At 62.0% G+C, this 22,477-nt stretch carries 33 protein-coding genes and 1 pseudogene; 2 read left to right on the forward strand and 32 right to left on the reverse strand.

The features are described from left to right. Positions 1 to 171 (forward strand): annotated as a pseudogene (locus NEZ08_RS06545) (IS630 family transposase); the annotation flags it as partial. Between the two features lie 52 nt (positions 172 to 223). On the opposite strand, the gene NEZ08_RS06550 reads toward NEZ08_RS06545, so the two are convergent. Then, positions 224 to 1,618: a DegQ family serine endoprotease gene (locus tag NEZ08_RS06550; RefSeq protein WP_298105467.1), complete on the reverse strand. Its 1,395-nt coding sequence runs from the start codon at positions 1,616 to 1,618 to the stop codon at positions 224 to 226. 70 nt (positions 1,619 to 1,688) lie between these two features. Further along, the gene (locus NEZ08_RS06555; protein ID WP_298105744.1) at positions 1,689 to 2,057 is read right to left on the reverse strand and encodes a helix-turn-helix domain-containing protein; all 369 of its coding nucleotides are present in this window, start codon (positions 2,055 to 2,057) and stop codon (positions 1,689 to 1,691) included. A gap of 178 nt (positions 2,058 to 2,235) precedes the next feature. Between NEZ08_RS06555 and NEZ08_RS06560 the strand changes: the two genes are divergently transcribed. Beyond that, a complete protein-coding gene (locus tag NEZ08_RS06560) occupies positions 2,236 to 3,249 on the forward strand; it encodes a zinc-binding alcohol dehydrogenase family protein (protein WP_298105469.1) in 1,014 nt (337 codons plus the stop codon). A 152-nt stretch (positions 3,250 to 3,401) separates the two neighbouring features. Here the strand turns inward: NEZ08_RS06560 and NEZ08_RS06565 are convergent, their stop codons facing one another. The 30 genes from NEZ08_RS06565 to fusA form a co-directional block, all read right to left on the reverse strand. Further along, positions 3,402 to 3,908: a hypothetical protein gene (locus NEZ08_RS06565; protein ID WP_298105471.1), complete on the reverse strand. Its 507-nt coding sequence runs from the start codon at positions 3,906 to 3,908 to the stop codon at positions 3,402 to 3,404. 109 nt (positions 3,909 to 4,017) lie between these two features. Further along, positions 4,018 to 4,434, reverse strand: coding sequence for a 50S ribosomal protein L17 (rplQ, locus tag NEZ08_RS06570; protein ID WP_298105473.1), 417 nt, complete (start codon positions 4,432 to 4,434; stop codon positions 4,018 to 4,020). A 120-nt stretch (positions 4,435 to 4,554) separates the two neighbouring features. Further along, positions 4,555 to 5,583: a DNA-directed RNA polymerase subunit alpha gene (locus NEZ08_RS06575; RefSeq protein WP_298105476.1), complete on the reverse strand. Its 1,029-nt coding sequence runs from the start codon at positions 5,581 to 5,583 to the stop codon at positions 4,555 to 4,557. A 128-nt stretch (positions 5,584 to 5,711) separates the two neighbouring features. Then, on the reverse strand, positions 5,712 to 6,101 hold the full coding sequence (gene rpsK, locus NEZ08_RS06580) for a 30S ribosomal protein S11 (protein WP_072823637.1): 390 nt from the start codon (positions 6,099 to 6,101) through the stop codon (positions 5,712 to 5,714). Positions 6,102 to 6,224: 123 nt separating this feature from the next. Further along, the gene (gene rpsM, locus NEZ08_RS06585; protein ID WP_298105483.1) at positions 6,225 to 6,593 is read right to left on the reverse strand and encodes a 30S ribosomal protein S13; all 369 of its coding nucleotides are present in this window, start codon (positions 6,591 to 6,593) and stop codon (positions 6,225 to 6,227) included. Between the two features lie 202 nt (positions 6,594 to 6,795). Beyond that, entirely contained in the window at positions 6,796 to 7,653 is an 858-nt protein-coding gene (locus NEZ08_RS06590; RefSeq protein ID WP_298105486.1) for an adenylate kinase, read from the reverse strand. A gap of 221 nt (positions 7,654 to 7,874) precedes the next feature. After that, complete coding sequence (secY, locus tag NEZ08_RS06595; protein WP_298105489.1) at positions 7,875 to 9,206, reverse strand: preprotein translocase subunit SecY; 1,332 nt, start codon at positions 9,204 to 9,206, stop codon at positions 7,875 to 7,877. A 303-nt stretch (positions 9,207 to 9,509) separates the two neighbouring features. Next, positions 9,510 to 9,998, reverse strand: coding sequence for a 50S ribosomal protein L15 (gene rplO, locus NEZ08_RS06600; protein ID WP_298105492.1), 489 nt, complete (start codon positions 9,996 to 9,998; stop codon positions 9,510 to 9,512). 20 nt (positions 9,999 to 10,018) lie between these two features. Then, on the reverse strand, positions 10,019 to 10,213 hold the full coding sequence (rpmD, locus tag NEZ08_RS06605; protein WP_298105494.1) for a 50S ribosomal protein L30: 195 nt from the start codon (positions 10,211 to 10,213) through the stop codon (positions 10,019 to 10,021). A gap of 42 nt (positions 10,214 to 10,255) precedes the next feature. Next, positions 10,256 to 10,831, reverse strand: a complete 576-nt coding sequence (rpsE, locus tag NEZ08_RS06610; RefSeq protein WP_298105497.1) for a 30S ribosomal protein S5 — start codon at positions 10,829 to 10,831, stop codon at positions 10,256 to 10,258. Between the two features lie 63 nt (positions 10,832 to 10,894). Then, positions 10,895 to 11,257: a 50S ribosomal protein L18 gene (gene rplR / locus NEZ08_RS06615; RefSeq protein ID WP_298105500.1), complete on the reverse strand. Its 363-nt coding sequence runs from the start codon at positions 11,255 to 11,257 to the stop codon at positions 10,895 to 10,897. An 11-nt stretch (positions 11,258 to 11,268) separates the two neighbouring features. Then, the gene (gene rplF / locus NEZ08_RS06620) at positions 11,269 to 11,802 is read right to left on the reverse strand and encodes a 50S ribosomal protein L6 (protein ID WP_298105502.1); all 534 of its coding nucleotides are present in this window, start codon (positions 11,800 to 11,802) and stop codon (positions 11,269 to 11,271) included. A gap of 10 nt (positions 11,803 to 11,812) precedes the next feature. Beyond that, positions 11,813 to 12,211 carry a 30S ribosomal protein S8 gene (gene rpsH, locus NEZ08_RS06625; protein WP_298105505.1) on the reverse strand — a complete coding sequence of 133 codons (399 nt, stop codon included), beginning with the start codon at positions 12,209 to 12,211 and terminating at the stop codon, positions 11,813 to 11,815. A gap of 13 nt (positions 12,212 to 12,224) precedes the next feature. Then, positions 12,225 to 12,530, reverse strand: a complete 306-nt coding sequence (gene rpsN, locus NEZ08_RS06630; protein WP_298105508.1) for a 30S ribosomal protein S14 — start codon at positions 12,528 to 12,530, stop codon at positions 12,225 to 12,227. Between the two features lie 46 nt (positions 12,531 to 12,576). After that, complete coding sequence (gene rplE / locus NEZ08_RS06635; RefSeq protein WP_298105510.1) at positions 12,577 to 13,137, reverse strand: 50S ribosomal protein L5; 561 nt, start codon at positions 13,135 to 13,137, stop codon at positions 12,577 to 12,579. Continuing rightward, a complete protein-coding gene (gene rplX, locus NEZ08_RS06640; RefSeq protein ID WP_298105513.1) occupies positions 13,130 to 13,444 on the reverse strand; it encodes a 50S ribosomal protein L24 in 315 nt (104 codons plus the stop codon). Before rplX ends, rplE begins: the two co-directional genes overlap by 8 nt. Beyond that, entirely contained in the window at positions 13,444 to 13,812 is a 369-nt protein-coding gene (gene rplN, locus NEZ08_RS06645) for a 50S ribosomal protein L14 (RefSeq protein ID WP_072823614.1), read from the reverse strand. Before rplN ends, rplX begins: the two co-directional genes overlap by 1 nt. 96 nt (positions 13,813 to 13,908) lie before the next feature. After that, positions 13,909 to 14,157: a 30S ribosomal protein S17 gene (gene rpsQ / locus NEZ08_RS06650; protein WP_298105518.1), complete on the reverse strand. Its 249-nt coding sequence runs from the start codon at positions 14,155 to 14,157 to the stop codon at positions 13,909 to 13,911. Positions 14,158 to 14,168: 11 nt separating this feature from the next. After that, positions 14,169 to 14,375 carry a 50S ribosomal protein L29 gene (gene rpmC, locus NEZ08_RS06655; protein ID WP_298105522.1) on the reverse strand — a complete coding sequence of 69 codons (207 nt, stop codon included), beginning with the start codon at positions 14,373 to 14,375 and terminating at the stop codon, positions 14,169 to 14,171. A gap of 11 nt (positions 14,376 to 14,386) precedes the next feature. Continuing rightward, positions 14,387 to 14,800: a 50S ribosomal protein L16 gene (rplP, locus tag NEZ08_RS06660; protein ID WP_298105525.1), complete on the reverse strand. Its 414-nt coding sequence runs from the start codon at positions 14,798 to 14,800 to the stop codon at positions 14,387 to 14,389. Positions 14,801 to 14,831: 31 nt separating this feature from the next. Continuing rightward, on the reverse strand, positions 14,832 to 15,533 hold the full coding sequence (gene rpsC / locus NEZ08_RS06665; RefSeq protein WP_298105528.1) for a 30S ribosomal protein S3: 702 nt from the start codon (positions 15,531 to 15,533) through the stop codon (positions 14,832 to 14,834). Positions 15,534 to 15,553: 20 nt separating this feature from the next. Beyond that, a complete protein-coding gene (gene rplV, locus NEZ08_RS06670) occupies positions 15,554 to 15,934 on the reverse strand; it encodes a 50S ribosomal protein L22 (RefSeq protein ID WP_298105531.1) in 381 nt (126 codons plus the stop codon). A 10-nt stretch (positions 15,935 to 15,944) separates the two neighbouring features. After that, the gene (rpsS, locus tag NEZ08_RS06675; protein WP_027536815.1) at positions 15,945 to 16,223 is read right to left on the reverse strand and encodes a 30S ribosomal protein S19; all 279 of its coding nucleotides are present in this window, start codon (positions 16,221 to 16,223) and stop codon (positions 15,945 to 15,947) included. 12 nt (positions 16,224 to 16,235) lie between these two features. Next, a complete protein-coding gene (gene rplB / locus NEZ08_RS06680; RefSeq protein WP_298105540.1) occupies positions 16,236 to 17,069 on the reverse strand; it encodes a 50S ribosomal protein L2 in 834 nt (277 codons plus the stop codon). A 12-nt stretch (positions 17,070 to 17,081) separates the two neighbouring features. After that, positions 17,082 to 17,381: a 50S ribosomal protein L23 gene (locus NEZ08_RS06685; protein WP_298105543.1), complete on the reverse strand. Its 300-nt coding sequence runs from the start codon at positions 17,379 to 17,381 to the stop codon at positions 17,082 to 17,084. Further along, positions 17,378 to 17,998 carry a 50S ribosomal protein L4 gene (rplD, locus tag NEZ08_RS06690; protein ID WP_298105546.1) on the reverse strand — a complete coding sequence of 207 codons (621 nt, stop codon included), beginning with the start codon at positions 17,996 to 17,998 and terminating at the stop codon, positions 17,378 to 17,380. The genes NEZ08_RS06685 and rplD overlap by 4 nt, the downstream gene beginning before the upstream one ends. Then, on the reverse strand, positions 17,998 to 18,717 hold the full coding sequence (gene rplC / locus NEZ08_RS06695; protein ID WP_298105549.1) for a 50S ribosomal protein L3: 720 nt from the start codon (positions 18,715 to 18,717) through the stop codon (positions 17,998 to 18,000). The genes rplD and rplC overlap by 1 nt, the downstream gene beginning before the upstream one ends. Positions 18,718 to 18,770: 53 nt before the next feature. Next, positions 18,771 to 19,079 (reverse strand): 30S ribosomal protein S10, encoded by a 309-nt coding sequence (gene rpsJ / locus NEZ08_RS06700; protein WP_072823595.1) that lies wholly within the window; start codon positions 19,077 to 19,079, stop codon positions 18,771 to 18,773. 86 nt (positions 19,080 to 19,165) lie between these two features. Further along, positions 19,166 to 20,356, reverse strand: a complete 1,191-nt coding sequence (gene tuf, locus NEZ08_RS06705; RefSeq protein ID WP_298105552.1) for an elongation factor Tu — start codon at positions 20,354 to 20,356, stop codon at positions 19,166 to 19,168. A 39-nt stretch (positions 20,357 to 20,395) separates the two neighbouring features. Further along, the gene (gene fusA / locus NEZ08_RS06710; RefSeq protein ID WP_298105555.1) at positions 20,396 to 22,468 is read right to left on the reverse strand and encodes an elongation factor G; all 2,073 of its coding nucleotides are present in this window, start codon (positions 22,466 to 22,468) and stop codon (positions 20,396 to 20,398) included. Positions 22,469 to 22,477 lie beyond the last annotated feature (9 nt).

Raw genomic sequence — 22,477 nt, forward strand, 5'->3', positions numbered from 1 at the left:
CTCGGGCGTCGCATCGATGATCCCAAAAAACTCGCAAAACACATCGCCGCATGGCAACGAGCGCGAAATAAAAGCAAAGCCCGCATCAAATGGATGTTCACAACCGACAAAGCACGAGCCAAACTCGGCCGCGCCTACCCAGTGCAGCCCAAAGATTCAAAATCAATGTGATGAACCACTAGCTGCTTGCGGCGTAGGAACTTCAAATGGGCGGCACTAATGCTCATCCTCCGAGCGTAGCACTGATCTGCTGGCCGCCACGCACCAGCTTGATCCGCCAGAACCTTGAGTTCTCGTGCGTCGCCCTTTCGAGATCGCTGGTCTTGGCGATGTTCTCGCCGTTCACGGCAACAATAATGTCGCCCTTCTGGAAACCGTAATTGGCCGCGATGCTGTCGTCGGCAACGTCGGTCACGACCACCCCTTCGCTATCCATATCCAGGTGCATCTCGTCGGCGACAGCCGGCGAAATATTGGCGACCTTTGCGCCCTGGAACGGCGAGCGCGTGGTCAGCACGATTTCATGGCGGCCACCGTCGGGCGCAGTCTCGAGCGGAACTGTCAATTTCATCGGCCTGCCGGCGCGCTGAACGTCGATCTCGGCGGCTCCGCCAAGTGGCCGCGTCGCAAAGCGGTAGTCGAAGGCGTTGGGATCGTCGATCGGCTGCCCTTCGATGGCGACGATCAGATCGGACGGCTTAAGGCCGGCGCGGGCCGCCGGACTGCCCGAAACGATACTGGCGACGAGCGCGCCGGTCGGGCGGCGCAGGCCCAAGGTCTCGGCGATTTCAGGCGTTACCGCCTGCAACCGCGCGCCGAGCCAGGGGCGCTTGACCGCTTTGCCGCCGTTACGGGCCGAGGCGACCACCACCCGCACCATGTTGGCGGGAATCGCAAAGCCGATGCCTTGCGAGCCGCCGGAGCGCGAGAAGATCGCGGTGTTGATGCCGGCAAGCTTGCCGGTCATGTCGACCAGCGCGCCGCCGGAATTGCCGGGATTGATCGCCGCATCGGTCTGGATGAAAAACTGATAGTCGGTGATGCCGACCTGCGTGCGCGCGAGCGCCGAGATGATGCCGTGGGTGACGGTCTGTCCGACGCCAAAGGGATTGCCGATAGCAAGCACGACGTCGCCGACCTGCAGCTCATCGGAATTGGCGAAATCGAGCGTCGGGAATTTCTCGTGAACGTCCTTGAGGCGCAGAACGGCCAGATCGCTTCTTGTGTCCTTCAGCACGATCTCAGCCTCGAACTCGCGCTTGTCGGACAGCGATACCTTGACCTGATCGGCGCCCTCGATGACATGGTTGTTGGTCACGACGAGGCCGGACGGATCGACCATCACTCCCGATCCGAGCGAGCGCTGCATCTGCTCGGGCTGCTGGCCCGGCACGCCGAAGAAGCGACGGAAGATCGGGTCATCCAGCAGCGGGTTGTGGTTCTGAATGACCTTGGCAGCGTAGACGTTGACGACGGCCGGCCGCACCCGCTGCACGATCGGAGCATAGGAAAGCCGCAACTCCGCCTGGGAAGACGGAACGCGCCGGTCCTGTGCGAAGACCGATGTCACGGCGAGTGCAGAGATCAAGAAAGCAGCCAGCAAACGAGTCGAGACCATGCAAGAATCCTGAATGTCGTGGGCAACAAGGGTCAGCGGTGGGTTTCAAAGAATGGAACGACGGAGGCCATCAGGCCACCGCTTCCGCAAGTTTCGACTCCGGGGCACAGGACAGCCGCTCCTGATGTCGCTCGCCCCAGGCTTTCAGCGTGTCGATCACGGGCCGCAAACTCTCCCCGATCTCGGACAACCGGTAGTCAACGCGCGGCGGCACTTCGGCGTATACTTTGCGAATAATCAGCCCGTCTTCCTCCAGCGCACGGAGCTGTTTGGTCAGCATGCGCTGCGTAATGCCTGGCATCCGCCGCCGCAACTCACCAAATCGTTGCGTGCCGTTTTGCAGGTGAAAGAGGATGACGCCCTTCCATTTGCCGTCGATCAGGTCGAGGGTTGCCTCGACTGCGCACCCGGGCCGGTGAGCAAAATTGCGCCGTTTCATGCCAGTGCCCACTTTCCGAAATTCGCGATCCATCGCAGCACCCGCCTTCAGGGCGCTCAGATCGGCCGTACTCACGATAGTATCCGAATGGGGACTATATCCCCAAAATAACCGTACTTGCCAAGCCTGCGCGTACGCGACTACTAGGGGCAAAGGCACCACCAGGAGAGCCCCGAATATGAAAGCCGTCGGATACAAGAAGTCCCTGCCGATCGAATCGCCGGATGCCTTGATCGATTTCGAGGCCGCCAAGCCGGAACCCCAGGGCCGCGATATCCGCGTGGCGGTCAAGGCGGTCTCTGCCAATCCGGTGGACTACAAGGTCCGCAAGCGCGCAGCGCCGCCGGAAGGCGAGGTTAAGATTCTCGGCTTTGACGCCGCCGGCGTCGTGGATGCGGTGGGGCCAGAGGTCACGCTGTTCAAGCCGGGCGACGAGGTCTTCTACGCCGGCTCCATTCTGCGTCAGGGCACCAATTCCGAGTTGCATCTGGTGGATGAACGCATCGTCGGCCGAAAACCGAAAACGCTCTCGTTTGCGCAAGCGGCCGCCCTGCCGCTAACCTCGATCACCGCTTGGGAGCTTCTGTTCGACCGGCTCGGTGCGGTTCCCGGCAAAAGCGTCGATCCGCGCACGCTCCTGATCGTCGGCGGCGCCGGGGGTGTCGGCTCGATCCTGATCCAGCTCGCCCGCCGGCTGACGGGCCTTACGATCGTCGCGACGGCCTCACGACCGGAATCGCAGACGTGGTGCCGCGACCTCGGTGCCCATGCCGTCATCAATCACGCCGCTCCGATGAAAGAGCAGATCGAGAAGTTGAAAGCGCCGCCGGTTGCGCTGGTCGCCAGTCTCACAAATACCGACCAGCACTACAAGGCGATCGCGGAGTTCATGGCCCCGCAAGGCGCATTTGGATTGATCGACGACCCGTCGGAATTCACGGCGAGCGCATTCAAGGGCAAGTCGATCTCGATCCATTGGGAATCGATGTTCACACGCTCGTCGTTCCAGACCGCGGATATGATCGGCCAGCACAATCTCCTCAATGACGTCGCCGACCTCGTCGACAAGAGCGTATTGAAAACGACTCTCGGCGAGAGCTTTGGCACGATCAATGCGGCTAACCTCAAGCGAGCCCATGCGCTGCTGGAGAGCGGCAAGTCGCGCGGCAAGATCGTGTTGGAGGGGTGGTAGCAGGCACCATCTGCCTCTCGGCCGCCCCTCGCGAAAGCGAGGAGGCTTAACCAACGCCGCACATGGCCTGGAATGCGTTCAGCCAGATACCGTCGCGCGGTATGGGTCCCTGCCTTGGCAGGGACGATGCCGAATGGTTTTCCAAGCCTGCGCTACTTGCTCTTCGCCGCCGCCTGAATCGCTTTCCAGTCGAACTTTTCGGCGAGCGCCAGCGCTTCGTCTTCGGTAAGGCCGTTATAGGAGAAGCTGAACATCGCATCCTTATCGAGCGCCACCAGTAAGGCGCCGGCCTTCTTCGCCGTGGTGTAGGTCTTCAGAACCTTCATGCCGTTGATGGTATCGGTGAGCATATGACCTTCGCTGCTGTTGATGTTCGTCCCGGTCACCATCGGCGTCAGGGCGCCGACCGCAGTCTGGCCGACCACGACCATCGCCGTGGCTCGTGCCGACCCCTTCTGATATTCGCGGCTCGCCGTGGTCATGCTCCCGCCCGGCATGTCCATCGACATGCCGTCGGGCTTCTTGCCTTGCCATCCGTCGAGATCGATCAGAAGAGGCATCAGGTGTTGATACGGCTGCTCGGCACGCGCGGACGAAATGGTCAGCAGCACCGGTAAAATCAGCAGCAAAGCGAGGATAACCGAACGCGTTTTCACCATGGCCCGCTCCCCCTACTTTTCCCGTCACCATAGCCGCTCCCCGCAATGGCGAAAGACGAAAAACGGCGCCTCAGGGGCGCCGCTTTGAAGCAAATCCGGATCTGAAGCGTTATGCCGCCTCGGCTTCCTTCTCGGCCACGGGACCGGAATCCTGACCCTTGGCGTCGACGTCGCGATCGACGAACTCGATCACCGCCATTGCCGCGTTGTCGCCGTAGCGGAAGCCGGCCTTGATGATGCGGGTGTAGCCGCCGTGGCGGTCCTTGTAGCGGGGCGCCAGCACATCGAACAGCTTCTTGACCTGGTCGACGTCGCGCATTTCCGAAACGGCCTGGCGGCGCATGGCGAGGCCGCCCTTCTTGCCAAGCGTCACGAGCTTCTCGACGATCGGCCGCAGTTCCTTGGCCTTCGGCAGCGTAGTGACGATCTGCTCGTGCTTGATCAGCGCTGCCGCCATGTTGGCGAACATCGCGCGACGATGCTCGGCGGTGCGGTTGAGCTTGCGGTGAACCTTGCCGTGACGCATTTGACTATTCCTTACATTCCATTGTCGCGACGGTTCGTCCGACATCTGCTCAGGTGGGCTGCCTGCGTTCGCCCGGGTCATTCCGGGACGGTGCGCCAACACCGTCCCGAGTGACAAAAATCAGTAATGATCCTCGAAGCGCTTGGCGAGCTCGTCGATATTCTCCGGCGGCCAGCCCGGCACTTCCATGCCGAGGTGCAGACCCATCTGGGCCAGCACTTCCTTGATTTCGTTCAGCGACTTGCGGCCGAAGTTCGGGGTGCGGAGCATTTCCGCTTCCGACTTCTGCACGAGATCGCCGATATAGACGATGTTGTCGTTCTTCAGGCAGTTGGCCGAACGAACCGACAGCTCTAGCTCGTCCACCTTCTTGAGGAAGGCCGGATTGAAGGCGAGATCCGGGATGATCTCCTGGGTGACTTCCTTGCGCGGCTCTTCGAAGTTGACGAAGACGTTGAGCTGGTCCTGCAGGATGCGCGCGGCGAAGGCCACCGCATCATCCGGCGTGATTGCGCCGTTGGTCTCGATCGTCATGGTGAGCTTGTCGTAGTCGAGGATCTGGCCCTCACGGGTGTTCTCGACCTTGTAGGAGACCTTGCGCACCGGGGAATAGAGGCTGTCGACCGGGATCAAGCCGATCGGCGCATCTTCGGGACGGTTGCGTTCGGCAGCGACATAGCCCTTGCCCGAGGAGACCGTGAATTCCATGCGAATTTCCGCACCCTCGTCGAGGGTGCAGAGCTGAAGCTCGGGGTTGAGCACGGTGATGTCGCCGACCGTCTGGATGTCGCCGGCAGTGACGACGCCCGGACCCTGCTTCTTCACGACCATGCGCTTGGGACCTTCGCCCTGCATCTTGATCGAGATGTCCTTGATGTTCAGCACGATGTCAGTGACGTCCTCGCGGACGCCCGCAATCGAGGAGAACTCGTGCAGCACGCCGTCGATATGCACCGACTGCACGGCCGCGCCCTGGAGCGAGGACAAAAGGATGCGGCGCAGCGCATTGCCGAGCGTCTGGCCGAAGCCGCGCTCGAGCGGCTCGGCCACCAGCGTCGCAAAGCGCGTTGCATCATGCCCCGGAGTTACCTGGAGCTTGTTGGGCCGGATCAATTCTTGCCAATTTTTCTGGATCGTCACTGTTTTCACCCATGGGCCAGTCGACTGGGGGGACGAAGTCACTGGCGTTGGAGGCCTCGCGGAACACTCCGCGGCTTCAAAATCTTCTCAAAAACCTCAAGTGCCGGCGGACAATGTCCGCCAGCCCAATCAAGGCATCAAACCCGCCGGCGCTTGCGCGGGCGGCAGCCATTGTGCGGGATCGTCGTCACATCGCGGATCGAGGTGACTGTGAAGCCCGCCGCTTGCAGCGCGCGAAGCGCCGATTCGCGGCCCGAACCGGGGCCGGCAACTTCAACTTCCAGCGTGCGCATGCCGTGTTCCTGCGCCTTCTTGGAGACGTCTTCGGCGGCGACCTGCGCGGCATAGGGCGTCGACTTGCGCGAGCCCTTGAAACCCATCGTGCCTGCCGACGACCAGGCAATCGTGTTGCCCTGTGCATCGGTGATGGTGATGGTGGTGTTGTTGAACGACGAATTCACGTGCGCGACGCCCGAGGCGATATTCTTGCGCTCACGGCGGCGTACGCGGGTGGCATCCTTGCCCATTTAAGAACCTTTCTCTGCGATCTCAACGCCGCCGTAACGCCAGCGGCTACACCTGTGAGGCGAGTAGTGAGGAGCGGATGGCGAATAGAACTACTCGGCAATCCGTGTTCGCTATTCGCCCGCTTACTTCTTCTTGCCGGCGATCGACTTGGCCGGCCCCTTGCGCGTGCGCGCGTTGGTATGCGTGCGCTGACCACGCACCGGCAGTCCGCGGCGATGGCGCAGACCGCGATAGCAGCCGAGATCCATCAGACGCTTGATGTTCATGCCGACTTCGCGACGAAGATCGCCCTCGACCATGTAGTCGCGGTCGATCACTTCGCGGATTTGCAACACTTCCTGGTCGGTCAGTTGATTGACGCGACGATCAACGGGAATCTTGACCTTCTCCATGATGTCGGCCGCATTCTTCTGACCGATGCCATGGATGTATTGGAGCGCGATCAGCACGCGCTTGTTGGTCGGGATATTCACACCGGCAATACGGGCCACGAACTTCTCTCCTGTTGCCGATCCCTCGCCACCGGGGAAACGGCCATTTGTCCTTGTATCTCGGGCAGGTGTTCACAAACGCGAACACGACGCCCACCCCCATGCCAAATCTGGGGCCCGGCATCGTTTGAAACTATCCGACTTGGATGCGGGCTTATTAAAGGATGGAAGCGGGTTTCGTCAACCGCTCCCAAGCTTTAGCTCACCTTTTCTTGGCCTTTTTTGCTGCTTTCTTGGCAGCCTTCTGCCCCCTGATGGCGGACCACTTCCGGGAGCTTGGGACCGCCTTGCGGGGCGCTTTTTTGGCTGCTTTCCTGGCGCCCCCCTTCTTGGGGGCCTTGCTCGATGCCTTGGAAGCCGCTTTCTTGGCCTTTCTGGCCGCTCCGGGCGCTTTTTGGGCCGCTTTGGAGGCCTTCCGGCTGGCGGCCCTTGCCGCCGGTCTGGCCGCCTTTTTCGGCGTCTGGGGCTCGGAGGCCCCGATCGCCGCCAGGATGCGGCCAATCTCATGGGTGACATGCTCGATGGTCATCATGCCATCGACGGTAAGCAGCTTGCGGCGCTCCGAGTAGTAGTGAATCAGGGGCTCCGTCATCGCCCGGTAGCTCGCCAGCCGCTTGATCAGGACCTCGGCAGTATCGTCGACCCGAACCTCTTCGCCCCGCGCACGCGTCTCGGCCGCGCGCCTTTCGACCCTCTCGAGCAGCGCGCTTTCATTGACGCGCAGCTCGATCACGGCGTCGAGCTTGAGGCGCTTCTTCTTCAACAGCGCATCCAGCGCTTCTGCCTGCGGCACGGTGCGCGGAAAGCCGTCGAGGATAAAGCCATTCGCTGCATCCGGCTGGTCCAGCCGGTCGGAAATGATGCCGATGACGACATCGTCCGGCACAAGACCGCCGCTGGCCATGATGTCCTTGGCCTTCAGGCCGACAGGCGTCTGCGCCGCAACCGCCGCGCGCAACATCTCGCCGGTCGAAAGCTGGACGATGCCATAGCGATGAATCAGCCGCTGGGCCTGGGTGCCTTTGCCCGAGCCCGGCGGGCCAAGAAGAATCAGTCTCATTTCTCGTTTCGCCCCCCTGGAATGCGCAGGATTCCGGATGAATCACGGCCGCGCTCACGTCCTGTTTGAGCATACCCCGCACAAACGCCGCTAGCCCATCTATCCCAAGGAATACCAGCGTCCACTTTGCGCTGGCGCAAACCTTCAGTTCCTGATCAGACTTCCAGCAAACCGATCAGCGCACACCGCGGCTCGCGCGTGCGATGCACCGCAAGAAGGAATTAGCGGCGGCGCCCGCGCAGTTTCGACTTTCGAATTAGCCCTTCATATTGATGGGCGAGCAGATAACCCTGGACCTGAGCCACTGTATCCATGGTCACGCTGACGACGATCAGAAGCGAGGTGCCGCCGAAGTAGAACGGCACCGCAGCATAGGAAATCAGGATTTCGGGAATGAGGCACACCACCGCGAGGTAGATCGCCCCGAGCACCGTAATCCGCGACAGCACGTAATCGATATATTCGGCGGTCCGCTCGCCGGGCCGGATGCCCGGAATGAAACCGCCGTGCTTCTTGAGATTGTCAGCGGTCTCGGTCGGATTGAACACGATCGCCGTGTAGAAGAAGGCGAAGAAGACGATCAACGCAAGGTAGAGGATCAGAAACAGCGGGCGGCCGTGACCGAGCTCGGTCGTGATCCATTGCAGCCATGCCGGGCCGTGGCCGGCGTTGAAGTTGGCCACGGTGGTGGGCAGCAGCAAAAGCGAGGACGCAAAGATCGGCGGGATCACGCCCGAGGTGTTCAGCTTGAGCGGCAGATGCGAGGACTGGCCCTCGAACATCTTGTTGCCGACCTGACGCTTCGGATACTGGATCAGCAGCCGCCGCTGCGCGCGCTCCATGAACACGATAAAGGCGATCACGACGACGGCCATGACGATCACGAGAAGGATCACCCCGGTCGACATGCCGCCGGTACGGCCGAGTTCCAGCATGTTGTAGATCGCCGAAGGCAGTTGCGCCACGATGCCCGACATGATGATGAGGGAAACGCCGTTACCGATGCCGCGCGAGGTGACCTGTTCACCCAGCCACATCAGGAACATGGTGCCGCCGGTCAGCGTGATCGCGGTCGACACCCGGAAAAACAGGCCGGGATCGACGACGACGTTGCTCGCGCCTTCCAGGCCTACCGCGATGCCGTAAGACTGGAAGATCGCCAGAATCACCGTGAGATAGCGCGTGTACTGGTTCAGCGTCTTGCGGCCCGCCTCGCCTTCCTTCTTCAGCGCTTCGAGCTGTGGGGAGACCGTGGTCAGGAGCTGGATGATGATCGACGCGGAGATGTACGGCATGATGTTCAGCGCAAAGATCGCCATGCGGTGAATGCCGCCGCCCGCGAACATGTTGAACATGCCGAGAATACCGCCGGCCTGCGAGTTGAACACCTGCTCCCAGATCTGGGGATCGATGCCGGGCAGCGGGATATAGGTGCCGAGCCGGTAGATCAGCAGCGCACCGAGGGTAAACCAGATGCGCTTCTTCAGCTCATCGGCCTTGGCGAAGGCGCCGAAGTTGATATTGGCCGCTAATTGTTCTGCTGCTGAGGCCATCTTCCAGTGCTCACTTTTGAAGTTCGTGTCCCGCCGCAGCACCCACCTTTCACGAACTCCGGAAAGTCATGAGCACCAGCAAACCTTTTGATTTCCAGTGCCGCTTTCCATCCGAAGTTCCTGAACGAATTTGCCGCCTGCAGGACAGGAACTTCAAATGGGCGGCACCAGCTTCTCTCCCGCCGCGCCCCTCGCGTTGCGCCCGCAACGCGCTGTCGCCATGCATTATCTGGTGCCCGACGGGGATAAGTCCATCGTTTGCCCGGCAATTTGCCGGCGCCGGCGCAAACGATGACGCAGATGTTACGCCGCCTCGCCTTCGTCCTTCTCAGCCGGCGCCAGAATCTTGACCGAGCCGCCCGCCTTCTCGACCGCCGCCACCGCGGATTTGGAGGCGCCATGCACCTCGATGTTCAGCTTGGCCTTGATCTCGCCGCGGCCGAGCAGCCGCACGCCATCCCTGGCGCGCCGCAGCACGCCGGCCTTCACCAGCGTCTCCGCCGTCACCGTATCCTTGGTGTCGAGCAGCTTGGCATCGATCGCCTGCTGGATCCGGTCGAGATTGATCTCGACGAAATCGAGACGAAAGATGTTGTTGAAGCCGCGCTTCGGCAGGCGACGATGCAAGGGCATCTGGCCGCCCTCGAAGCCCTTGATGCGTACGCCCGAGCGCGCGGTCTGGCCTTTGCCGCCGCGGCCGGAGGTCTTGCCCTTGCCCGAGCCAATGCCCCGGCCGACGCGCATCCGCTTTTTTCGCGAGCCGGCGTTATCGGCGATATCGCTGAGCTTCATCGTTCGATTCCTTATCTATCCTACTTCCCGTCGACGACGCGGACGAGATGCTGAACCTTGGCGATCATGCCGCGAATTTCCGGCGTGTCGCTCAATTCAGCGACGCGGCCGATCTTGTTGAGCTTCAGTCCGATCAGCGTCGATCGCTGCGAATGGTGGCGGCGGATCGGGCTGCCGGTCTGTTCGACCTTGATCGTCTTTGCGGCCTTGGCCATCGTCTTGAACTCCGTAACGCGCGAATGAAGCGCGGGATGTTGTTAATCAGCTGCCGCTTCGGCGTCGCCCCCGACCCGGCGCGACTGCAACGTCGACACCTTGATGTTGCGGCGGGCCGCAACCGAACGCGGGCTGTCCTGATGTTTCAGCGCGTTGAAGGTGGCGCGCACCATGTTGTACGGATTCGACGAGCCGATCGACTTGGCCACCACGTCCTGAACACCGAGCGTTTCAAACACTGCGCGCATCGGGCCGCCGGCGATAATGCCGGTACCGGCCGGCGCGGCGCGCAGGTAAACGCGTCCGGCGCCATGACGGCCGAAGATATCGTGATGCAGCGTGCGCCCCTCCCGCAAAGCGACGCGCGTCAGGTTGCGCTTGGCCGCGTCGGTGGCTTTCCGGATCGCTTCCGGCACTTCGCGTGCCTTGCCGTGGCCGAAGCCGGCCCGGCCCTTCTGGTCGCCGATCACGACCAGCGCCGCAAAGCCGAAGCGCTTGCCGCCCTTGACCACCTTCGCCACTCGGTTGATGTGGACGAGCTTGTCGACGAACTCGCTGTCGCGCTCCTCGCGATCCCTGCTCCGTTCGCGTCCGCCGCGTTCGCGTTCACCTGCCATGGTGTTTTCCAATCCTTGGGGGCTTAAGAAGCCCCTGTCCTCGTGTCCGTTGAACCTAAACCCTTAGAAGCTCAGTCCGCTTTCGCGCGCGGCATCCGCGAGCGCCTTGACGCGGCCGTGATAGAGATAGCCGCCGCGATCGAACACCACTTCCTTGACGCCGTTCTTGACGGCGCGCTCCGCAAGCAGCTTGCCGACCGCCTTCGCCGCATCGATGTTTGCACCCGTTTTGCCGCCGTCGCGCATCGCCTTTTCCAGCGACGAGGCCGAAGCCAGCGTCTCGCCCTTCAGGTCGTCGATGACCTGGGCGTAGATGTGCTTCGACGAACGGAACACCGACAGGCGCGGACGGCCGCCGGCGGAACGGCGCAACGCAAGCCTCACGCGTTGCTTGCGCCGGGCATTCGTAGCTTTCATTCTCGACATGACCGGCTCCGTTACTTCTTCTTGCCTTCCTTGCGGAAGATGAATTCATCGACGTACTTGACGCCCTTGCCTTTGTAGGGCTCCGGCGGACGATAAGCGCGGATCTCGGCGGCGACCTGGCCGACTCGCTGGCTGTCGTTGCCAGTGATCGTGATTTCGGTCGGCTTCGCCACGGTGATCGAGATGCCTTCCGGGATCGGATAGATCACGTCATGGCTGTAGCCGAGCGCGAGCTGAAGGTTCTTGCCCTGCAAGGCGGCGCGATAACCGACGCCATTGATCTCGAGCTTTTTCTCGAAACCCTTGGTGACACCCACCACAAGATTGGCGACCTGCGCGCGAGCCGTGCCGTACATCGCCTGCGCGCGGTTGGTCTCGTGGCGCGGCGCCACCTTTACCTGACCGTTTTCGAATTTCACCTCGACATCGTCGTGCGCGACGAAGGAAAGCTGGCCCTTGGGCCCCTTCATCTTCACCGTCTGTCCTTCGACGGTCGCGGTGACACCCGACGGGATCGTCACAGGCTTCTTGCCAACACGTGACATGGCCTTCTCCTTAGAACACCGTGAAGAGAATCTCGCCGCCCACGTTCGCGTCGCGCGCGTCGTGGTCAGCCATGATTCCCTTCGGCGTCGACAATACCGAAATGCCAAGCCCGTTATTGACGCGCGGCAGGTTCTTCACCGAGGCGTAAACCCGGCGTCCGGGCTTCGACACGCGCTCGATCTCGCGGATCACGGGCTCCCCGTCAAAATACTTCAGCTCGATCTCGAGCTCGTTGCGTCCCGAGGGATGCTCGACGCTGGCGTAGCCGCGGATGTAGCCTTCTGCCTTCAGCACTTCGAGCACGCTGGCGCGCATCTTCGAACCCGGGCTGGAAACCTTGGACTTGGAACGCATCTGCGCATTGCGGATGCGGGTGATGAGATCGCTGATCGGATCGTGAGTGGACATGCGCGCTCCCTCCTTACCAGCTCGACTTCACGAGGCCGGGAATCAGGCCCTTGGAGCCGAGTTCGCGCAGCGCGATGCGGGAAAGCTTGTTCTTGCGATAGTTCGCGCGCGGGCGCCCGGTCAGTTCGCAGCGGTTGCGAATCCGGGTCGGCGACGAGTTGCGCGGCATCTCGGCGAGCTTCAGCGTCGCCGCAAACCGTTCTTCCATCGGCTTGGTCTTGTCGGCGATGATAGCCTTCAGCTTCTCGCGCCGGGGAGCGGCGTTCTTCGCCATCCGCCTGCGCCGGTTGTTCTTCTCGACTGAACTCTTCTTTGCCATGACTGGCTCCTTCTGGTTCCGCGTTTGAGAGGCGTCTATCCGCGTCTCACTGCCGGAACGGGAAATTGAATGCGGCCAACAATGCCCTTGCTTCGTCGTCGGTCTTCGCGGTGGTGCACACCGTGACGTCCATGCCCCATGCCTCGCCCTGCACCTTGTCGAAGTCGATCTCGGGGAAAATGATGTGCTCCTTGATGCCGAGCGAATAGTTGCCGCGGCCGTCGAAGCTCTTCGGATTGAGGCCTCGGAAGTCACGCACACGCGGCAGAGCCACATTCACCAGGCGATCGATGAACTCGTACATGCGAGCCTTGCGCAGCGTGACCTTGCAGCCGATCGGCTGATTCTCGCGCAGCTTGAAGGTCGAAATTGCTATTCGCGAATACGTCACCACCGCCTTCTGTCCCGCGATCAGCGACAGGTCGGCCGCAGCCAGTTCCGCCTTCTTGCGGTCGTTGACTGCCTCGCCAATGCCCATGTTGAGCACGACCTTGTCCAGCCGCGGCACCTGCATGGCGTTGGCATAGCCGAACTGCTCGGTCAGCTTGCCGCGAATCTTCTTGTCATATTCCGCGCGCAGGCGCGGGATGTATGCGGTCTCAGCCATCGATCTCTGCTCCCGAGCGTTTGGCGATGCGTACCTTGGTGCCATCCGCCTGAATCTTGAAACCTACGCGGGTCGGCTTGCCGTCCTTGCCGACCACCGCGATGTTGGACAGGTGGATCGGCGCCTCTTTCGAGATGATGCCGCCCTCCTGATTCTGCGTCTGCTTCTGGTGGCGCTTCACGAGATTGATGCCGCGCACCAGCGCCTTGCTCTCGTCGGGACGCACCTCGAACACCTCGCCGGTGCGACCCTTGTCGCGGCCGGACAGCACGATGACCTTATCGCCCTTGCGGATCTTGGCAGCCATCACAGCACCTCCGGCGCAAGCGAGATGATCTTCATGTGGTTCTTGGCGCGCAGCTCGCGCGGCACCGGCCCGAAGATACGGGTGCCGACCGGCTCGGCCTGGTTGTTGATCAGGACGGCCGCATTGCGGTCGAAACGGATGACAGAACCGTCGGGCCGGCGGATGTCCTTGCGGACCCGCACCACCACGGCCTTCATCACGTCGCCCTTCTTCACCTTGCCTCGCGGGATGGCTTCCTTGATCGACACGACTATGATGTCGCCGACGGTGGCGTAGCGGCGCTTGGAGCCCCCGAGCACCTTGATACACATGACACGGCGTGCGCCTGAATTGTCGGCCACGTCGAGGTTGGTCTGCATCTGAATCATTGATGCACCTCGTCCTCTCATCTAGCTTGCGCGAAGTCGCGCTTAAAAAATTTCCCGAAAGTCTCAAGCCGGGCCAAAGACCCTTCGCGAAAGCTCTCAGGCCGTTTTCTGATGCTCGCCCCGGACCACCGTCCAGCGCTTCAATTTGGAGATCGGCTTGCTTTCTTCGATCCACACGGTGTCGCCCGGCTTGAACTGATTATTCTCGTCGTGCGCGTGATAGTTCTTCGAGCGGCGGATCGTCTTCTTGTAGATCGGGTGGGTAAAGCGGCGATCGACGCGCACCACCACGGTCTTGGACTGCTTGTCGCTGACGACCACGCCTTGAAGCTGACGTTTCGGCATTGGCCTGTTCCTTACTTCTTCTTGGCGCGCGCTTGCGCGGCGACCGTCTTGATGCGGGCGATGTCGCGGCGGGCTTCACGCAGCCGCGAGGTGTTTTCCAGCTGCCCGGTGGCGCGCTGGAAGCGCAGGTTGAACCGCTCCTTCTTCAGATTGAGGACGGCGTCATCCATCTGATCGGGGCTCATCGCGCGGATATCGGCAATTTTCATCTGGGCCATGGCCGTCTTCCCTATTCCGCAATGCGCGCAACGAAGCGCGTCTTGATCGGCAGCTTGGCGGCGGCAAGCGCGAGCGCTTCCTTGGCCGTCTGCACCGGCACGCCGTCGATTTCGAACATCACGCGGCCGGGCTTGATCCGCGCCACCCACAATTCAGGTGTGCCCTTGCCGGAGCCCATTCGCACTTCGGCGGGCTTCTTGGACACCGGGACGTCCGGGAACACGCGGATCCAGACGCGGCCGGCGCGCTTCATGTGGCGGGTCAGTGCGCGGCGCGCCGCCTCGATCTGACGCGCGGTGACGCGGTCGGGCTCCATCGCCTTCAGGCCGTACTGGCCGAACGACAACGTCGCGCCTGAAGTCGCGGTACCGTGGATTCGGCCCTTATGCGCCTTCCGGAACTTCGTTTTCTTTGGTTGCATCATGGCGTTAAGCCCTCAAACCTTCTGTAACTTCTTAGGCCGCATCACGCCGGGACGGCCGTCCGCCGTCGCCTTCGGCCATCTTCTTGTCCTGGGCCATCGGATCGTGCTCGAGGATCTCGCCCTTGAAGATCCAGACCTTGACGCCGCAGGTGCCGAAGGTCGTGAACGCGGTCGCAACGCCGTAGTCAATGTCGGCGCGCAGCGTGTGCAGCGGCACGCGCCCTTCGCGATACCACTCCATGCGGGCGATTTCGGCGCCGCCCAGACGCCCCGAGCAATTGATGCGGATGCCTTCGGCGCCCAAACGCATCGCCGACTGCACGGCACGCTTCATAGCGCGGCGAAACGCAACGCGTCGCTCGAGCTGTTGCGCGATCGATTCGGCAACCAACGTGGCATCGAGTTCGGGCTTGCGGATTTCGACGATGTTGATGACGACGTCGGACGCGGTGATATCGGCGACCTTCTTCCGCAGCTTGTCGATGTCGGCGCCCTTCTTGCCGATCACGACGCCCGGACGCGCCGAATGGATCGTCACGCGGCACTTCTTATGCGGCCGTTCGATCACGATCTTGGCGACAGCCGCCTGCTTGAGCTCCTTGTGGAGGATCTCGCGGATCTTGACGTCTTCGTGCAAGAGCTTGCCGTACTCGTTCTTGCCGGCGAACCAGCGGGAATCCCAGGTCCGGTTGATGCCGAGACGCAGCCCGATCGGATTGATTTTTTGACCCATCGTATTCTCCCAGCGCCGCTTTAAGCGCTCGCCTCGACCTGACGAACCACGATCGTCAGTTGCGAGAACGGTTTGAAAACCCGACCCGAACGGCCGCGGCCGCGCGGGGCAAAACGCTTCATGACAATGCCGTTGCCGACATGTGCCTCGGCGACGACGAGATCGTCGACATCGAGGTCATGATTGTTCTCGGCATTGGCGATCGCCGACTCCAGGCACTTCTTGACGTCGACCGCGATCCGCTTGCGCGAAAACTGCAGATCGGCCAGCGCCGCCGAGGCCTTCCGGCCGCGGATCAGCTGCGCGACAAGGTTGAGCTTCTGCGGGCTCACCCGCAGCATCCGGGCGACCGCCTTGGCCTCATTGTCCGAAAGGGCGCGTTGGCGCTTTGGTTTGCTCATCGCTTAATCCTCAAGCCTTCTTGGCTTTCTTGTCGCCCGAATGGCCGTGGAAGGTCCGCGTCGGCGAGAACTCGCCGAACTTGTGCCCGACCATTTCCTCGTTCACCGACACCGGCACGTGCTTCTGGCCGTTGTAGACGCCGAACACGAGGCCCACAAATTGCGGCAGGATGGTCGAGCGACGGCTCCATATCTTGATCACGTCGTGACGGCCGGATGCACGTGCAGCATCCGCCTTCTTGAGCAGCGATCCCTCGACAAACGGGCCTTTCCAGACTGAACGAACCATGTCCGGCGTTCCTTACTTCTTCCGCTTGTGGCGGCTAATGAGAATGAATCGGTTGGTCGACTTGTTCGACCGGGTCTTCTTGCCCTTGGTCGGCTTGCCCCACGGGGTGACCGGGTGACGGCCGCCCGAGGTGCGGCCTTCTCCGCCGCCGTGCGGGTGGTCGATAGGGTTCATCGCGACGCCGCGGTTATGCGGACGGCGGCCGAGCCAGCGCTTGCGGCCGGCCTTGCCGATCGAGATGTTCATGTGATCGGGATTCGACACCGCGCCGATAGTGCCGGTGCAACGACCGTGAACCAGACGCTGTTCGCCCGAGTTCAGGCGGATGATGACGTAGTCCTGGTCGCGGCCGACGATCTGGGCGTAGGTGCCGGCGGAGCGCGCCAGCTGGCCGCCCTTGCCGATCTTCAGCTCCACATTGTGGACGATAGTGCCGACCGGCATGTTACCGAGCGGCATGACGTTGCCTGGCTTGACGTCGACATAGTTGCCGGCGACGACAGTATCACCGACGGCAAGCCGCTGCGGCGCCAGGATGTAGGCCTGGGTACCATCGGTATACTTTACCAGCGCAATGAAGGCGGTGCGGTTCGGATCGTATTCCAGCCGCTCGACAGTCGCCGGCATATCGATCTTGGTGCGCTTGAAGTCGACGACGCGGTAAGCCTTCTTATGGCCGCCGCCGCGAAAGCGCACAGTGATGCGGCCCGTAGCATTGCGACCGCCAGTGGACTGCTTGCCCTCAGTCAAAGTCTTGACCGGCTTGCCCTTGTAGAGGCTTGAGCGATCGACCATCACCAGCTGGCGCTGGCCCGGTGTCGTGGGGTTGTATGTTTTCAGTGCCATGACTGCGCCGCCTTATAGCCCGGTGGTGACATCGATGCGGTGGCCCTCTTCGAGGGTCACGACCGCCCGCTTCACGTCCGACTGCGAACCGAAATTGCCGCGGAACACTTTGGTCTTGCCCTTGCGGACCAGCGTGTTGACGCTCTTGACCTTGACGTCGAACAGCTTCTCGACGGCTTCCTTGATCTGCGGCTTGGTAGCCTTGCTCGCGACCTTGAACACCACCTTGTTGTGCTCGGAGGCCATCGTCGCCTTTTCGGTGACGACGGGAGCGACGATAACGTCGTAATGGCGCGGATCGATCGTCTTCATTTGAACCGCGCCTCCAACGCATCGAGCGCCGCCTTGGTCAGCACGAGCTTCTCGCGGCGGAGAATGTCGTAGACGTTGATGCCCTGGATCGGCAGCACGTCGATGTTGGGAATGTTGCGCGCGGCGCTGGCAAAGCTCGTGTTGAGCTCGGCGCCGTCGATGATCAGGGCGTTGGTGACGCCGAGGCCGGAGAAGTGGCCGACCAGCGCCTTGGTCTTGGCGGCTTCAAGTGCGGCTTTCTCGATCACGATCAGGCTGCCGTCCTTGGCCTTGGCCGAAAGCGCATGGCGAAGAGCGAGCGCCCGGACCTTCTTCGGCAGATCGGTCGCGTGCGAGCGCACAACCGGTCCGAACGCACGGCCGCCGCCGCGGAACTGCGGCACGCGGGCCGAGCCGTGGCGGGCACCGCCGGTGCCCTTCTGCTTGTACATCTTCTTGCCGGTCCGCCAGATCTCGGCGCGGCCCTTGGCCTTGTGGGTCCCGGCCTGGCGCTTGTTGAGCTGCCACTGCACGCAGCGCTGGATGATGTCCTTGCGCGGCTCAAGCCCGAAAATGCCGTCGGAAAGCTCGACCGAACCCGCCGCCTTGCCCTCGATCGTTATGACTTTCAGTTCCATTACGCGCCCTCCCCTTGGACCGGCGCATCGGCCGCCTGCTCGCCTGCGACCTTGAACTTGCCGGGCTTGGGAGCTTCCTTCGGCAGCGGCTTCTTGATGGCGTCGCGTACCGCGATCCATCCGCCCTTCGAGCCGGGAACGGCGCCTTCGACCAGGATCAGTCCGCGCTCGACATCGGTCTGGACGACGCGAAGGTTGAGCGTGGTGATGCGGTCGACGCCCATGTGGCCGGGCATCTTCTTGTTCTTCCAGGTCTTGCCCGGGTCCTGACGACCGCCGGTCGAACCGATCGAACGGTGCGAGATCGACACACCGTGGGTGGCGCGCAGACCGCCGAAATTCCAGCGCTTCATGCCGCCGGCAAAACCCTTACCGACGGAGGTGCCGGTGACATCGACGAACTGGCCGACGACGAAGTGGTCGGCCTGGATTTCGGCGCCGACCGGGATCAGCGCGTCTTCCGACACGCGGAATTCGGCAACCTTGCGCTTGGGCTCGACCTTGGCGACCGCGAACTGGCCGCGCTCCGCCTTCGGCATATAGACGGTCTTGCGCGAGCCCGAACCGAGCTGAAGCGCGACATACCCGTTCTTCTCGGTCGTGCGGTGACCGACCACCTGGCAATTGCCGAGCTTGAGCACGGTCACAGGGACGTGCTCGCCGGCCTCTGTAAAGACCCGCGTCATCCCGACCTTTTGTGCGATCACTCCGGAGCGCATCTTCGTGCTTCCTGTTCTTTCTGTCCGCCTAAAGAAGCGGACGGCCTAAAGGGTTAGAGCTTGATCTCGACATCGACGCCGGCGGCGAGATCGAGCTTCATCAGCGCATCCACCGTCTGCGGGGTTGGATCGACAATGTCGAGAAGGCGCTTGTGCGTGCGCATCTCGAATTGCTCGCGGCTCTTCTTGTCGACGTGCGGCGAACGGTTGACGGTGAACTTCTCCAGCCGCGTAGGCAGCGGAATGGGTCCGCGCACCTGGGCTCCGGTCCGTTTCGCCGTGTTCACGATCTCACGCGTCGACGTATCGAGAATCCGATGGTCGAACGCCTTGAGGCGAATGCGAATATTCTGGCCGTTCATTGCCGTAATCTTTCTTGGTCAGTGGCGAGTAGCGAATAGCGAATGGATTTACGCCCACTCGCTACTCGCCATTCTCTATTCGCTTCTTACTCGATGATGCTTGCGACGACGCCGGCGCCGACGGTGCGGCCGCCTTCACGGATCGCGAAGCGGAGCTTCTCTTCCATCGCGATCGGCACGATCAGGTGCACTTCCATCGCGATGTTGTCGCCCGGCATCACCATTTCGGTGCCTTCCGGCAGGTGCACGACACCGGTCACGTCGGTGGTGCGGAAGTAGAACTGCGGCCGGTAGTTCGTGAAGAACGGGGTGTGGCGCCCACCCTCTTCCTTGGTGAGGATGTAGGCTTCGGCCTTGAACTTGGTGTGCGGCTTGACCGAACCCGGCTTGCAGAGCACCTGACCGCGCTCGACTTCCTCGCGCTTGGTGCCACGGAGCAGCGCGCCGATGTTGTCGCCTGCCTGACCCTGATCGAGCAGCTTGCGGAACATTTCGACGCCGGTAACGGTGGTCTTCTGCGTGGCGCGCAGACCGACGATCTCGATTTCATCGCCGACCTTGATGATGCCGCGCTCGACACGGCCGGTCACCACGGTGCCGCGGCCGGAGATCGAGAACACGTCTTCCACCGGCATCAGGAACGGCTGGTCGATCGGACGCTCCGGCTGCGGAATGTACTCATCGACATTGCGCATCAGTTCGAGGATCGCATCGTGACCGAGCTTCTTGTCCTTGTCTTCAAGGGCGGCGAGCGCCGAGCCCTTGATGATCGGAATCTTGTCGCCCGGGAAGTCGTACTTCGAGAGCAATTCGCGCACCTCGAGCTCGACAAGCTCAAGAAGCTCCGGATCGTCGACCATGTCGCACTTGTTGAGGAACACGACCATCGCGGGCACGCCGACCTGCTTGGCGAGCAGGATGTGCTCGCGGGTCTGCGGCATCGGGCCGTCGGCAGCCGACACGACGAGGATCGCGCCGTCCATCTGGGCGGCGCCGGTGATCATGTTCTTCACATAGTCGGCATGGCCGGGGCAGTCGACGTGGGCGTAGTGGCGCTTCTGCGTCTCGTACTCGACGTGAGCGGTCGAGATCGTGATGCCGCGCGCCTTCTCTTCCGGCGCCTTGTCGATCTGGTCGTATGCCGTGAACGTCGCGCCGCCGGTTTCGGCCAGGATCTTGGTGATCGCCGCCGTCAACGAGGTCTTGCCGTGGTCGACGTGACCGATGGTGCCGATGTTGCAGTGCGGTTTGTTACGTTCAAATTTTGCTTTGGCCATTTGACTCTCCGTTCAATCGTTAGCTGCCGCCAACGATAATCAGGCAAACTTCTTCTGGACTTCCGCCGACACGTTTGCCGGCGCTTCTGCGTAGTGGTCGAACTGCATGGTAAAGGTCGCGCGCCCCTGGCTCATCGAGCGCAGGTTATTCACGTAACCGAACATGTTCATGAGCGGCACCATCGCGTTGATCACGTTGGCATTGCCGCGCATGTCCTGGCCCTGGATCTGGCCGCGCCGCGAATTCAGGTCGCCGATGACCGAACCGGTGTAATCTTCCGGCGTCACCACCTCGACCTTCATGATCGGCTCGAGCAGGACCGACTTGCCCCTCTGCAACGCCTCGCGGAAGCATGCGCGGGTTGCGATTTCGAAGGCCAGCGCCGACGAGTCGACGTCGTGATACTTGCCGTCGATGAGCTGAACCTTGACGTCAACCACGGGGAAGCCCGCGACCACGCCAGAGGACAGGACGCTCTCGAGGCCCTTTTCGACGCCGGGGATATATTCCTTCGGCACCGCGCCGCCAACGATCTTGGACTCGAATTCGTAGCCTTTGCCGGGCTCGTTGGGCTCGACGACGATCGTGACCGCGGCGAACTGGCCGGTACCGCCAGTCTGCTTCTTATGCGTGTAGCTGTGCTCGACTCGCTGGGTGATACGCTCACGGAACGCCACCTGCGGCGCACCGATGTTGGCGTCGACCTTGTAGGTACGCTTGAGGATGTCGACCTTGATGTCGAGATGCAGTTCGCCCATGCCCTTGAGGATGGTCTGTCCCGACTCCTGATCGGTCGACACGCGGAACGACGGATCTTCCGCAGCAAGCTTCGCCAGCGCGACGCCCAGCTTTTCCTGGTCGGCCTTGGACTTCGGCTCGATCGCGATCTCGATGACCGGCTCCGGAAATTCCATCTTTTCCAGAATCACCGGGTTGCTCGCATCGCACAGCGTGTCACCGGTGCGCGCTTCCTTCAGACCAGCCAGCGCGACGATGTCGCCGGCATAGGCCTCCTTGATGTCTTCGCGGTTGTTGGCATGCATCAAGAGCATGCGGCCGATACGCTCTTTGCGGTCACGAGTCGAGTTGACGACGCCGGTGCCCGATACGAGCGTACCGGAATAGATGCGACAGAAGGTGATGGTGCCGACGAACGGGTCGTCCATGATCTTGAACGCGAGCAGCGCGAGCGGCTCCTTGTCATCGGCCTTGCGCACCACCTCGTTGCCGTCCTCGTCGGTACCCTTGATTGCGGGCACGTCGACCGGCGATGGCAGGTAGTCGACAACGGCGTCGAGCAGCGGCTGCACGCCCTTGTTCTTGAAGGCCGACCCGCAGAGCACGGGATAGAAGGCGCCGGTCAGAACGGCCTTGCGGATCAGCCGCTTCAGGGTCGCCTCATCCGGCTCCTTGCCATCGAGGTAGGCGGTCATGGCATCGTCGTCGAGCTCGACGGCGGCCTCCACCATCTTCTCGCGGTATTCCTTGGCCTGATCGACGAGGTCGGCAGGAATGTCGACATAGTCGAACTTCGCGCCGAGCGATTCGTCGTTCCAGATGATGCCCTTCATCTTCACGAGGTCGACGAGACCCTTGAAATTGTTCTCGGCGCCGATCGGCAGCTGGATCGCGATCGGCTTGGCGCCAAGGCGATCAACGATATCCGAAAGGCACTTGAAGAAGTCGGCGCCGGTCTTGTCCATCTTGTTGGCAAAGACGATGCGCGGAACCTTGTACTTGTCGCCCTGGCGCCAGACAGTCTCGGTCTGCGGCTCAACACCCTGGTTGGAATCGAGCACGCACACCGCGCCGTCGAGCACGCGAAGCGAGCGTTCGACCTCGATGGTGAAGTCGACATGGCCGGGAGTGTCGATGATGTTCAGCCGCTTGCCGTTCCAGAACGCTGTCGTCGCGGCCGAGGTGATGGTGATGCCGCGCTCCTGCTCCTGCTCCATCCAGTCCATCGTCGCGGCACCTTCGTGCACTTCGCCGATCTTGTGGCTCTTGCCGGTGTAATAAAGGATGCGCTCGGTGGTCGTAGTCTTGCCGGCGTCGATATGCGCCATGATACCGAAGTTGCGGTAGTCTTCGATGGCATGTTGGCGGGGCATGGTCTGTTC

The sequence above is a fragment of the Bradyrhizobium sp. genome, from assembly GCF_027451485.1.
In the GTDB taxonomy this organism is placed as follows: Bacteria; Pseudomonadota; Alphaproteobacteria; order Rhizobiales; family Xanthobacteraceae; genus Bradyrhizobium.